The organism is Rania fehmarnensis (genome assembly GCF_056494185.1).
In genome coordinates this window covers 2,653,878-2,666,572 of record NZ_CM151398.1, presented here as the reverse complement: position 1 = coordinate 2,666,572, position 12,695 = coordinate 2,653,878, and the positions used below count along the sequence as shown (strand labels likewise).

Below are 12,695 nucleotides of genomic sequence, written 5' to 3'. Positions count from 1 at the left end.
TACTAAAACTCCGTTGCCACTTCGCCGCCAGCCCGCGTGCCCAGAGCGCGCCAGATGGTCAAGTCCAGGCTACTGGAAACGAAATGCACTGAGCCATCGCAGGCCGCCACCATCACGCCACCGGTGTGACGACTGCCGGCCGTCGTAGCAATGCGTCCCGGTGGATACATGCACGAACGGCTATTCGGTTCGAGCACATGGTAGTACAGCGTGGACGAATGATAGGCCTGCAACCAAGGCGCTCCGACGTTCGAATAACCTTGCTTGCTCAGGTCCGTCACGTCGACAGCCAGGCAATCGCGGCGAGCTTCATCGGCATTGGCCGGATAGGTACCGGGCTGAAGTGTATCGGAGATAGCCGTTGCGATGGCGTTGCTGCCATCACCAAAGAGCTTCTCGGAAAATGCAATCGTGTTGGATAGCCCGTCGTAAATGTCCGCCGGTTTGCACTTGCTGTCGCGATAGAACACACCATTGCACTCAGGCATGCCAAAGTTCGGATCGCTCGAGAGTGTCGGTGGCGAGCTCGCCAGGATATTGGTGCCCGAGTTACCGTAATAACTGTTGGGCCCGCCGAGTGTTACGGGCAACTTGCTGAAATCGTCTGATGGACACAAAAAGATAGGAATCTTCTGCATGCGTGCATTCAGGTTGTTCGCATGATTGTACGGATAGTTGAAATCCACCATCTGATACAGCGAAGATTGCTCCATCAGCGGCAGCAGTCGTGCATGCACCGACAGTCCCACTGCGAAAGAAGGGCCAACCAAGTTGCCTGAAGGAAAACGTTTAAAGCTTGATTCGTAGTTATGCATCGCCAACGCGAATTGCTTGAGATTATTACTACACTGCATGCGTCGCGCAGCCTCACGCGCCGCTTGCACCGCTGGCAAGAGCAGTCCCACCAGGATGCCGATAATGGCAATCACCACCAACAACTCAACCAACGTAAAACCAGTACGCTTGTTGGCGCGCACGCTATTTGAAAACAATGACATGATAAAATCCTGAAACGGATGTATTGATAGATGGATGTAACTCGACCAGCGCAGTCGCTGCGGACCAAGACGCTATGTCAAAAAGCGGATTGCCAACGTGTTGCGTCAGCCTGCTTTTTTAAACTTGAGCATGCAACCAGAATGGAAAATGCGCGCAGCATCTTCCGGTTAAGAGTCCACCCTCAACTACGGCGGATATTCATGCTCGTGAGGATAGCCAGTGAACGGAGAGAGATCACTGGCGGAGAGCCACATCAGAATCGTTTCAGAATTCGATCTTGATTGAATTAGCGTCATCGCACTCGCGCCAGTCAAGCGCTGCGAATGATGGATCGGAGCCACTGCCAATTCCGGTACCGGTTCGTTCGCATGGCAATTCGGTCCTTGGCAGGCAGGTGTCGCTTGCCAAGCCACATACTTGATATCACCACCCTCGTAGACTAGCTGTCCCAGAAAGCGAAAGTTTCGCACATGACCACGCGGGTCCTGCGCAGCGGTGGCTTTGGCGAACTGCTTTCCGTTGCCATAGTGACAACCAGCTGCTGCACGACCGCTACACAGCAGACTGACCAGAGTTAGCGCCAAGCCAAACGTCAGCCCGCGCAGGTAAAACCTGCTACCTGGGCTAGACGGTTTGATGCAACGCCAATCAATCACAGTGCAACGCTCGAATTCAACAGATGAGATAGTAGACAAGTCTTCGGCCTAGACTGACTCCTAAGTATAGGCATAGTGTCGCAGGGAATGCAAGTATTTTTGTACGGGAGGGCGAAGGTCCTCCCGTTCCAGCATGCAAGCGCTCAGAGCGACTGCTGAGCGGCTGGGGACAGCCGCTCTACAAAGCTGGCGGTATCAGCGATACACTTATGGGACACACCCGCCATACTTCCGACAGAGAATTTCCATATGACTCCTACCTCCATGTGTCGTTATCTATTCGCTGCCACCCTGGCGCTGCTGGCGCTGGCTGCCAACCGCGCTGGCCAAGCCCAAGAAGCTGATATCGTCGACAGCGACCCGCCCGCCGCCGCGACTGCACAGGGCAAACTACTTTCGGGTATCCGCCAACTAACCTTCGAAGGCAAACGAGCCGGCGAAAGTTACTTCAGCGCCGACGGTCGTTACATGGTCTTCCAGAGCGAGCGTGAAGCTGACAATCCCTTCTTTCAGATCTACCTGATGGACCGCGAGACGGGAGATACTCACCGAGTCTCGCCTGGCGTCGGCAAGACCACCTGCGCTTGGATTAATCCTGACAACCAGCATGTCCTTTTCGCGTCAACTCAGTACGACCCCGAAGCTCAGGCTAAACAACAAGCAGAAATCGATTTTCGCAAGTCGGGACAAACCAAACGCTACGCGTGGGACTACGACGAAACCTACGAGTTGGTCGCGTTTAATATCGAGAGTAAAGAGTACACGCGCCTAACCAACGAGCGGGGCTACGACGCCGAGGCTTCTTATTCGCCCGATGGTCAGTGGATCTGTTTTGCATCCAATCGCAGTGCCTACGCTGACAAACTTTCGCCCGAACAACAAAAGCAGTTCGAAACCGATCCCTCATGGGCGATGGAACTGTACATCATGAAGGCAGACGGTACCGAAGTTCGCCGACTGACCGATAAACCGGGCTATGACGGAGGACCGTTCTTTTCACCCGATGGCAAATCGATTTGCTGGCGACGCTTCAGTGAGAACGGCGCCTTGGCCGAGATCATGCTGATGAATGTCGATGGCTCCGATCAGCGCGCGATAACTCACATGGAAGCGATGAGTTGGGCGCCGTTCTTTCACCCCAGCGGTGATTACTTGATCTTCGCCACCAACAAACATGGCTTTGCCAACTTCGAACTCTACATGGTCGATCGCGCGGGTCAGCAAGAACCGGTGCGCGTCAGCTATCGCAAGGGCTTTGATGGACTGCCAGTCTTTCCACCTGGTGGCAATACCTTGGTCTGGACCAGCAATAACGCCGGCTCGCAATCGCAGCTGTTCGAAGCCAAATGGAATGACGCGGCCGCCCGTGAACTGTTGAAACTACCCGCCGCTGGCTCCAAGAAGCCAGCATCTGATACAGATTCTGCTGTGGCCAACATTGATACTAGTGCTGACGGCCAGGCTGCCATCGAAGCCTTCAAGGCCAGCGTCGCCACGATCGCCCCTGCTGACGTCGGTCGGCATGTCGATTACTTGTGCCGACCTGAACTGGGTGGACGATTGACAGGTACCGAAGGCGAACGCAAAGCAACCGCATATGTGGCTGCGTATTTGGAAAGTCTCGGCATGCTTCCGGCAGGAGAGAAGGGCACCTTCTTCCAGGAATTTGAGTTTGTATCCAACGTCAAGCTCGGACCTAAGAACTCTCTCACCGTCAGTGATACAACTTACAAAGTCGACAAACAATGGCGACCACTGTTCTTTGCTGAAGATGGCCATGTGGATCCTACCGACGTGGTCTTCGCAGGCTACGGTATCGTGGCCCCCAAGTCGGATACGCAAGAAGCATACGATAGCTACGGTGACTTAGACGTCAAAGACAAATGGGTACTCGTCTTTCGTTTCTTGCCGCAAGAAATTACTCCTGAACGTCGCCAGCATTTGTCGGCTTACAGCGTACCGCGTTACAAAGCCATGACCGCCCGCGAGCGCGGGGCTAAAGGTCTAATCATCGTTAGTGGTCCGACTAGCTCGGTGCGTCAACAATTGGTGCCTCTGTCGATGGATGGAACGTTGGGCACAACCAGCCTGGCGGTGATCAGCGTCTCGGATGAACTCGCTGGCCAGTGGCTTACCAAAGTCGGCAAGGATCTCGGCAAACTGCAAAAGGAATTCGATAGCGGTGCAGCCATTCCAGGATTTGCGATCGAAGGCGTCAAACTGGCTTGCGATATCGACATCGAACCGGTCACCAGTCGTGGTCGCAATGTACTGGCTCTGTTGCCAGCCACCGAACCTACGGCACTGCCACCTACCGATGCGCATCATCAACCTCATGACTTAGTGGTAGTGGGAGCCCATATCGATCACTTGGGTACAGGAGCCGGTGGTAGTTCACTGGCCAAAGAAGAGGAAGTCGGCGGCATCCACCGCGGAGCTGACGATAACGCTTCGGGCGTGGCCGGCATGTTAGAAGTCGCTCAATACCTGGCCAGTGAAACCAAGTCCGGCAAGATCAAGACGCAGCGAGATACGCTGTTCGCAGCCTGGAGCGGTGAAGAGCTTGGCCTGCGCGGCTCGCAAGCCTTCTGCGACCACTTCGACGATCTATTCCCGCAGCGCGCCGGTTGGCTGATGTTCACTGCTAAACCCAAAGAGAAAGACCCATCTAAGTCGGCCGATCCCCATGCCGCCGCCCAAGCCGAAGACCAACTCTATCCAGCCATCATGGCTTGCATCAACATGGACATGATCGGTCGCATGCGCGAGCAACTAGTGCTGCAGGGTATTGGCTCTTCGCCCTATTGGAATGGCGCCATCGAACGTCGCAACGCGGTGACCGGTTTGACGCTGTCGCTGCAGAATGATTGCAACTTGCCGACCGATGCCAGTTCCTTCTTCCGTCGCGGTGTGCCGATCCTGTCGGCCTTTACTGGTTCTCACAACGAATATCACACACCTCGCGACACTCCGGAACTACTGAACTACGAAGGTGCTGCGGACACTGCCAAACTGATGGCGCTGATTACCCGCGATGTTTTAACCGCCACCGAACCAATTCCGTTTAACGACGAACAACCAGTTCAGAAGACGGCTGTGGCCAGCTTGCGTGCATCGCTGGGCACGATTCCCAATTACACCAAAGAAGTCAAAGGGGCTCCGCTAGACGGAGTCTCCAAAGGCGGCCCGGCTGACACAGCGGGATTAAAGGGTGGCGATGTGATCGTCGAACTGGCTGGTCGAAAGATTGAAAACGTTTACGACTATACGTATGCCATCGAAGCCTTGAAGATCAATGAAGAGGTCAAGGTAGTTATCGAGAGAGATGGAAAGAAGCTCGATCTGAAGATCACTCCGCGCAGCCGACAATAAACGCTACGCGCTTGCACGAAAGGATTCGAGTTTGCCTAAGAACATCGTGATTTGTGTGGATGGCACATGCAGCGATGTGGTCTGCGATTCGACCAATATTCTGCGGTTGTTTCGGTCGCTGCTTCGCAGCCAGCATCAAACGGTTTATTACGACTCTGGGGTCGGGACAGTCTCGGACCCCAGTAAACTAACCTGGCTAAGCAAGACGATCTATCGCAAACTCGACGGCGCGATTGGGCATAGCGTACGCGATAACGTTTGCCGCGCTTATCAATTCTTGGTGAAGACCTGGGAGCCCGGCGATCGAATCTATCTGTTCGGCTTTAGCCGCGGCGCGTATGCGGTCCGAGCCTTGGCAGGCATGATTCATTTTTTGGGACTGGTCCAGCCGGAGTTGACCGGTTTGGATCGATTGGCCTGGACCGTGTATGCCGACGACCATCACAACTTGCCGATCAGTAAACGATTCGAAGCCGGCAATCGCTTCAAGCGTTCTTTTTCGCGCCCCGAGTCCATCAGAATTCACTTCGTGGGCGCGTTCGATACGGTAAGCGCGATCGGTTGGTTATGGCAACTGCGCACCGTGCCTTTCACGGCTAACAATCCTTCGATTGATCACGTTCGTCACGCGGTGGCCATTCATGAACGCAGGACATCGTTTCAACCGAACCTCTTTCGCCCTTCCAATGCCAGCCAGCATCTGACCTTCCGCGAACTGTGGTTCAATGGTGCGCATGGCGATGTAGGTGGCGGTTACCCGGAAGCCGAAAGTGGCTTGGCGAAAATAACGTTGCAGTGGATGTTCGAAGAGGCGGCCGGCTTGGGCTGTCTGTTTGATCATGCAATCGTTAACGACTTTCTGGGTGCCGATGGCCGAAGAACCGCGCCTGATATCATGGGCACAATTCATAACTCGACGGTAGGTTACTGGCGCCTGATGGAGTTCTTGCCTCGTCGCCAATGGGACACACGATCCAAACCCGAAGGCCTGCGCTGGTTTGCGCCCAACGTGTTTCGACCACGCGTGGTACCTGAAAGTGCGCAATACCATGAGTCTGTTGTAGCGCGAAACGTCACCTCCCCAAGGCTTCGCCTTGGGGAGGTCGCATCGAGCCGTAGCGAGATTCGGGAGGGGTCTGGGCGGTAGAGGTGGTTAGTACCGCAGAAGTCTTGCCTGGCGCAGTGCCCCCTCCCGCAGACTTCGGCTGAACGCCTCGTCTGCGACCTCCCCCGCTACGCGGGAGAGGTGACTGTCACCTCTCCAAGGCTTCGCCTTGGGGAGGTCGAATCGAGGCTTTGCGAGATTCGGGAGGGGTCTGGGCAGTGAAGGTGGTTAGTACCGCAGATGTTTTGCCTAGCGCAGTGCCTCCTCCCGCAGACGAAGGCTCAAGCGCCTCGTCTGCGACCTAGTATATAGCGGCCAACTAAGATGTTCATGTTCGACGTCGTTGCAACGGTGTCGGACTCAGCTACCCAGACAGTTTATCGACCCCGAACGAATGTACACATTTGTAGCTCGTGGGGGAGCGAAGTCGGGCAGCTGATTGTTTTCTATCCGAACGGTCGCTGAGTGCTCTTCGCCAAGTGCGAGGAAGCCTGAATTTACTAGGTAGGAGTTTACAATGACAACATATGATCGCGTGATCGGCATTGATGTAGCTTCCAAGAAGCTAGACATTTCCGATTCCCAGGGCAAGCTGCCTTCAACGATTAGCAACACGGTCTCGTCCATTGGCAAGTTGATCGAGCGCATCCAAGAGCCTGAAAAGACACTTGTGGTTTGCGAGAGCAGCGGTGGTTATGAGAATATCATGGTTGACCTGCTACACGAGGCGAAGGTCAACGTGTCAGTGGTCAACCCGCGCAAGACTCACTACTACGCCAAGGCACACGGGTATCTAGAAAAGACGGATACCATTGATGCCAAAGTAATTCGGCATTTTGGTGAGCAGGTCAAAGTCCATTTGACCAAGCCGCTTACCGAGCGAGAGAAGAAGCTTCGGTTGCTTACGCGTCGTCGAGTACAGGTCATGACGATGATCAACCAAGAGAAGAATCGCTTGCGTTTTGAGGATGAGACGGTCAAGCAATTCGTTGAAGAGAGCTTGAAAATGCTGAAAAACCAGCTAAAAGCTCTGAACGAGCAGCTCAAGGAGCAAGCCAAGGAGATGAGCAAAGAGACACCTAACGTAAGGATCATCTCCAGCGCGCCAGGCGTGGGTCTCATCACGACAGTCACTCTGTGTGCTGAACTTCCTGAACTTGGAAAAATCTCTCGTACGGAAATTGGCAAGCTTGTTGGTGTAGCTCCGATGGCCAACCAAACCGGTCAGAGCGATGGCAAGAGACGCATTCGCGGAGGTCGATCAACGGTGCGTCGTACACTATACATGGCGGCCTTAGTGGCAACCAAAAAGAATCCAGTGGTCGAGAAATTCTATTCGAGGTTATTAAGCCGAGGAAAACCGAAGAAGCTGGCGTTGATCGCGAGCATGCGAAAGCTGCTCCTGATCCTTCACGAGATGGTACGTACGCAAACGATGTGGGACCCCGAGAAGAAGGCACGTGACCAAGCTGTCGCCAGCCTGGCCACGGGCGCTACGTGCTCGGCGGGTCATTGACTCACCGGCGACTAAGTTATCCCTTACAAAGTTGCGTCCCCGCAGAGCTTTGCTATGTTTCACTTAGCACAGTTCATAGTGTAGGAAATCAAACATTGAGTTACCGGCGCCATGCCTTGAAAAATCCCGGGGGTTTGGGGGCTGGCCCCCAAGATGCCCAAGCGAAGGGAAGAAATTTAAGATTCTTCCTTGACTACCAACTAGACGGTCGCTCCCCCGCTTCGCGGGAGAGGTGACTGTCACAAATTCCCAAAAATCTACCGCCTAACGTGCAAGATGGGCTGCTTTGGCTTGTGTGTACTACCACGAGACTAAAATTGACTCTGTTTCAATCCTTGGGCCAACGGGGCCAGCGACATGATGGTCGGATCACCACACACACGCGAAAGCCTGATCTTGCGGCTGCCGACAGCGACGGATGCTGCGGCTTGGCAAGAGTTTGCGTCAATTTACGAACCGCTGGTCTACCGCTTTGCCCGCCGCCGTGGCTTGCAAGACGCTGACGCGCGGGAACTGGTTCAAAACGTTTTTGTCGCCGTGGCCCGAGCGGTAGTCGATTGGCGACCGGATCCGGCTCGCGGCAAGTTCCGTACGTGGCTGTTCCGAATCGCTCGCAACCAGTTAATCAACCTGGTCGCCAAACGTCGCCCAGATGGTGGCTCGGGCAAAACCTCTGCGATGATGAACCTGCAGCAAGTTGCTGACTGGGAATCGCGAACTCAAGAGATTGAACTGGACTACCGTCGCGAACTGTTCCGCGCCGCAGCTATTGAAGTACGAGATCAAGTCCAAGACGGAACGTGGCAAGCCTTCTGGCGCACTTGCGTGGAGAATGCTTCGATCGAACAAGCGGCGGTCGAACTGAACATGTCGCCAGCCAACATTTATATCGCCCGCAGCCGCGTGCTGCGTCGCTTGCGTGAATTGATCGAGCAGTGGGAGAGCGAAGATGCCTAAGGTACCCAAGTTCATCCAAACGCTGCTGGAATCCAACGATACCGATAGCGCTGAATTCAAGGCCGCCGTTGCTCAACTGGAGCGTCAGCCCCAATGGCAACCGGCGCTCGAGAAACTGGCTCTGGGTGACTCCAAGTGGTGGCCCGAAGCCCAATCGGCCTTGGCCGATAGTGATTTGCCCAACCACGATCCACTGGATGATCGACGGGAGAGGATGTTCGAAGACTACGCTGGCACGCTGGATATGGCCGGTTCCAAGTCGCTCGGGCATAACAACTCGGTGACCATCGAGATCGAATCATCGCTGGCCAGCGATACACCGATCGATTGTGAACGCGTCTCGCTCGATTTCCTCGAGCCACCCAGTCACCCTGAGTTATTGGGACGCATTGGACGCTACGAGATCGAACGCGTGTTGGGTACCGGCGGCATGGGCGTGGTCTTGCGGGCCTTCGATACCGATTTGCATCGCGTAGTGGCCATCAAGGTATTGGCTTCACACTTGGCGCACAATTCATCGGCTCGCCGTCGCTTTGCTCGCGAAGCTCAAGCGGCTGCAGCTGTTGTGCATCCCAACGTGATTCCGATTTTTAATGTCGAATCGGATGCCAAGACGCCGTTTATCGTCATGCACTATGTGGCTGGTCAATCATTGCAACGTCGAGTCGACGTCAACGGCCCGTTGCCGATTGTCGACGCCTTGCGTATTGCTCAGCAAACCGCTGCTGGACTGACCGCCGCGCACGCTCAAGGTCTGGTGCATCGCGATGTCAAGCCCGCGAATATTTTGCTGGAAGAACAAATCGATCGCGTGATGCTGAGCGATTTCGGATTGGCACGCGCAGTCGATGATGCGTCGCTGACTAAGACCGGTATCGTGGCTGGAACTCCGCACTACATGTCACCGGAACAGGCTCTGGGTGAAGACATCGATCATCGCAGTGATCTGTTTAGCTTGGGCAGCGTGCTGTACTTCATGCTGTGCGGACATCCTCCGTTTCGCGCGTCGAGCGCTATGGCTGTGTTGCATCGCATATGTCAGTTCGCCCATCGACCACTTAATGAAGTTAATCGCGATGTGCCTATCGAAGTATCGGCACTTGTCGATCGCTTGCTGTCTAAGAAGCCCGATCAGCGTGTGGCCAGTGCCGCTGATGCCGAACGCGAATTGGCTCAACTGCTAACCAATCTTCAGCAACGAGGTGTGTCGATCCAATCGGCTCAGCCGGTTACCGCCGAAGTGATCGACTCGCAGGCTCCAACCGAGTATCCGGCCTGGCTACGTTATTCAGCCTTGCTGGTTGGCTGTGTGGTGCTGATCGTGTTGGGTCGCTGGCTGCCAGAACTGCTAAGTACTTCTGCAACCACGGGCGACGCGCCAGTGGTGACTGAATCGACTCAGCCACCTAAGTCCCTCGAAGCGCTCGTTAACGAATATAAAGAGTGGCTGGCAGACGATGCCAGACTTAGCGACCAAGCGGCCAGCATTCGTTTGCACCTAGAACGTATGCAAACCGAGCTTAGCGACGCGACCATGGTTGAAGACGATTTCGAAGCTCAAGCCCAGCTGCTTTCGGAAACGATGCGACGGTTGGAGAGCGAATTACAAATCGAGTAAAGACTTCAGACTTCAGACTTCAGACTTCAAACTTCAAAAAGGAATTTTCATGAACTGGCAACTATTTTCTAAACTTCGGTTTTATGCTTCGGTGGGCATTGCGTTGGTGGGTCTAAGCGCAGCATCGACATTGATTTCGCCTTCAACTTCGGTGGCCCAGGTTCCAACGAATGCTGGAATCAAGGATTCGATGAAGGAAGAGATTAAACGGCAGTTGACCGAACTGGAAGTCAAAGAAGTCAAGCTCAAGGCGGATGTCGGCGATGATCATCCTTCCCTGGTGGGCTTGCGGGCACAGATTGCGGCCTTGAAGGCCTTGCAAGCTCGCGACGAGGCAACCAAGGCTCGAGGTGCTGCCGCCCGCACCGCTGAATCGGCCCTTCGCCGCGCCACTCGCGCACGGGCTGCCGTTGACGGCCAACTGGCTGAGGTCAACGATGATGTGATCACGGAAAACGTTCTCGGAACCACCAACCGAGTTATAGTGCAGCAAATGCCCGATGGATCTTTGGCTAGGGAAGTCATTACCACCACCGATGGTGAGGAACTTCATAGCATGATCGCAGTACCGGCGCAAGGTCAACGCATATCAACCGTCACCGTCGCTGGCAATCAAGATTTGCGAGAGCTGCAAAAGGTGATTGAAAAATTGAAATCAAAGGACGCGAGCGATGAAGATAAAAAAGCGGCTCGCGAGAAGATCGAAAAGAAGCTCGGCGAGCAATTCGATGAAGACCTGAAGCAGCGTGAAAAGCAAATTGAAGAACTGGAAAAGCAACTGGCCACGCTGAAAGAACAAATTGGCAAACGTCGCGATGCCAAGAACCGGTTAATCGAACTGCGCATGGAACTGCTGATGAATGAAAGCGAAGGGCTGGGATTTCCCAACGCCTGGCAAACATCTGCTCGTCACGGTTTGACCAGTACGATTGGCCCGTACAGCTTGCCTGCCTCGACCATCCGCGTGCCTGGCTTGTCTATTCTACCCCCAGCTGCAACTGCACCCGTGCCGCCACTCCCACCTGCGCCCGGAGTCGCTCCGGCGGCCCCAGCGCAACCTGTACTGCCACCAGCACCGATCGACGAGGTCAAATCGTAAGACGGAACTCTTGAAAACTCTCGATTGTTCACTTCGAATCAGACGAGACTGGCGAGTCATTCTCTAGTCTCGTTTTGTTTTCACGTTCGCGCATGCTCCACTGGACTACCACTCCTCCAATAAATCCTAAAACCAGCGCGCACGAAAACACAACTAGCTTTTGCAACCCACCATAAAGATCACCACCCATCGGATAAAACGATGGGAGTTGGTAGACGGGCGAGTAAGTTGTCGATGCTGAGAGTCGCACAGTTCCAGTCGCCAAGGGCGGTATCACCGACACGCCGCTGGGTAGAGCGGCCGGTGGCAAAGTCGGCACATTTCCTGGTGTCCACGGGGCGATATTCACCGGAACGACCAGTTGCCGAAACAACAGCGCTGATAGTTGGTTGTAAACTTCCAGCTGTGGCGCGAAGAAGATCGTCCCGATAGCCACCACCGCAAATCCTTTCCAGAAATTTCGGTGGTCGCTCGCGGTGAAGGCAAAGGCAGCTCCCAGTAGAATCAGGAGGCTATATAACAGCGTCACCAGCGTCATGGCCAGCGCGGACCGCAAATAGACTGCAGCCATAAACAGCGCCACCAGCCCCGACACTCCAAACAAACCGCGAATCGAATAGGCCATTGTACACTTCCTCCCATGTATCCTAATGTGGCATAGGCTTCTAGCCTGTGTGGCATAGGCTTCCAGCCTGTGTTCCTAATGTGGCATAGGCTTCCAGCCTGTGATTCCACTGTGGCATAGGCTTCCAGCCTGTGTATCAGCATGTCAAACTACCGCTTTAGCGTAACACATCTCTTGCTCATTACCACTCAGAGCGCAGTGGTCTTAGGCGCATGGGCTATGTACGCCAGCTTTGGTGCCGCCGTAGCCGTATCGATATGTGGGCTCAGTTGGTTGGGGCTTGTCCGCGCCAATCGGCAGCCGCAGGTGAACTGGATCGCCTGGCCAGCGCTAGCGCTGGCATTTATCTGCTTGAGTAGCTGGCTGTTCTTGGGCGTTGGCCCCTACTTGTCGAAATACTCTTGGCCCTCGAGCGTGCGCACGTTGGTTGAGCGCTTCGACGGTCAACATGTATACGTATATGGTCTGGGTGATGGAGCATTCATCTGCCAAATGCACATTGAAGGATCTTCCGACCAGTTACTCAACTCGCTCGTACCGCATGCATCCGCAAGCATCGGTCAGGTGCACGAAGAGTTTTGGAGAGAGTTACCAATGGCCTGGGTGCTCAGTCGGCCAGAGAACTTCCGGTACTATCAATGTACAGAGTGCGAGACGCTTGCATTGGATGCTCGTGCACACAAACTCTACCTGCGAGCTCAACCCAATTCCTACTAAACCGTGGGCGTTAGCCGGCGTTAGCCCCGGT

10 protein-coding genes are annotated in these 12,695 nt (G+C 54.6%); 7 read left to right on the top strand and 3 right to left on the bottom strand.

From position 1 onward, the window contains the following. Positions 1–2 precede the first annotated feature (2 nt). Complete coding sequence (locus tag SH573x_RS08990; protein ID WP_479354308.1) at positions 3–998, bottom strand: DUF1559 family PulG-like putative transporter; 996 nt, start codon at positions 996–998, stop codon at positions 3–5. A 186-nt stretch (positions 999–1,184) separates the two neighbouring features. Continuing rightward, positions 1,185–1,655, bottom strand: coding sequence for a hypothetical protein (locus SH573x_RS08985; protein WP_479354307.1), 471 nt, complete (start codon positions 1,653–1,655; stop codon positions 1,185–1,187). Positions 1,656–1,904: 249 nt separating this feature from the next. Between SH573x_RS08985 and SH573x_RS08980 the strand changes: the two genes are divergently transcribed. The 6 genes from SH573x_RS08980 to SH573x_RS08955 all read left to right on the top strand — a co-directional run bounded on the left by SH573x_RS08980 (position 1,905) and on the right by SH573x_RS08955 (position 11,322). Beyond that, complete coding sequence (locus SH573x_RS08980) at positions 1,905–5,027, top strand: M28 family peptidase (protein WP_479354305.1); 3,123 nt, start codon at positions 1,905–1,907, stop codon at positions 5,025–5,027. A gap of 31 nt (positions 5,028–5,058) precedes the next feature. Beyond that, positions 5,059–6,174 (top strand): T6SS phospholipase effector Tle1-like catalytic domain-containing protein, encoded by a 1,116-nt coding sequence (locus SH573x_RS08975; protein WP_479354303.1) that lies wholly within the window; start codon positions 5,059–5,061, stop codon positions 6,172–6,174. A 475-nt stretch (positions 6,175–6,649) separates the two neighbouring features. Next, the gene (locus tag SH573x_RS08970) at positions 6,650–7,648 is read left to right on the top strand and encodes an IS110 family RNA-guided transposase (RefSeq protein ID WP_479354302.1); all 999 of its coding nucleotides are present in this window, start codon (positions 6,650–6,652) and stop codon (positions 7,646–7,648) included. A 357-nt stretch (positions 7,649–8,005) separates the two neighbouring features. Continuing rightward, positions 8,006–8,605, top strand: a complete 600-nt coding sequence (locus SH573x_RS08965; RefSeq protein ID WP_479354300.1) for a sigma-70 family RNA polymerase sigma factor — start codon at positions 8,006–8,008, stop codon at positions 8,603–8,605. Further along, positions 8,598–10,223 (top strand): serine/threonine-protein kinase, encoded by a 1,626-nt coding sequence (locus SH573x_RS08960; RefSeq protein ID WP_479354298.1) that lies wholly within the window; start codon positions 8,598–8,600, stop codon positions 10,221–10,223. The genes SH573x_RS08965 and SH573x_RS08960 overlap by 8 nt, the downstream gene beginning before the upstream one ends. 49 nt (positions 10,224–10,272) lie before the next feature. After that, entirely contained in the window at positions 10,273–11,322 is a 1,050-nt protein-coding gene (locus SH573x_RS08955) for a hypothetical protein (RefSeq protein WP_479354297.1), read from the top strand. Between the two features lie 28 nt (positions 11,323–11,350). Here SH573x_RS08955 and SH573x_RS08950 read toward each other — a convergent pair whose 3' ends face one another. Continuing rightward, positions 11,351–11,947, bottom strand: coding sequence for a hypothetical protein (locus SH573x_RS08950; protein ID WP_479354295.1), 597 nt, complete (start codon positions 11,945–11,947; stop codon positions 11,351–11,353). A gap of 141 nt (positions 11,948–12,088) precedes the next feature. Here SH573x_RS08950 and SH573x_RS08945 point away from each other — a divergent pair, with 141 nt between their 5' ends. Next, positions 12,089–12,664 (top strand): hypothetical protein, encoded by a 576-nt coding sequence (locus SH573x_RS08945; RefSeq protein ID WP_479354293.1) that lies wholly within the window; start codon positions 12,089–12,091, stop codon positions 12,662–12,664. Positions 12,665–12,695 lie beyond the last annotated feature (31 nt).

Coding starts and splice junctions, on each gene's coding strand:
- SH573x_RS08980 (WP_479354305.1), top strand. CDS start 1,905: ATGACTCCTACCTCCATGTGTCGTTATCTATTCGCTGCCACCCTGGCG.
- SH573x_RS08945 (WP_479354293.1), top strand. CDS start 12,089: ATGTCAAACTACCGCTTTAGCGTAACACATCTCTTGCTCATTACCACT.
- SH573x_RS08955 (WP_479354297.1), top strand. CDS start 10,273: ATGAACTGGCAACTATTTTCTAAACTTCGGTTTTATGCTTCGGTGGGC.
- SH573x_RS08960 (WP_479354298.1), top strand. CDS start 8,598: ATGCCTAAGGTACCCAAGTTCATCCAAACGCTGCTGGAATCCAACGAT.
- SH573x_RS08990 (WP_479354308.1), bottom strand. CDS start 998: ATGTCATTGTTTTCAAATAGCGTGCGCGCCAACAAGCGTACTGGTTTT.
- SH573x_RS08965 (WP_479354300.1), top strand. CDS start 8,006: ATGATGGTCGGATCACCACACACACGCGAAAGCCTGATCTTGCGGCTG.
- SH573x_RS08950 (WP_479354295.1), bottom strand. CDS start 11,947: ATGGCCTATTCGATTCGCGGTTTGTTTGGAGTGTCGGGGCTGGTGGCG.
- SH573x_RS08970 (WP_479354302.1), top strand. CDS start 6,650: ATGACAACATATGATCGCGTGATCGGCATTGATGTAGCTTCCAAGAAG.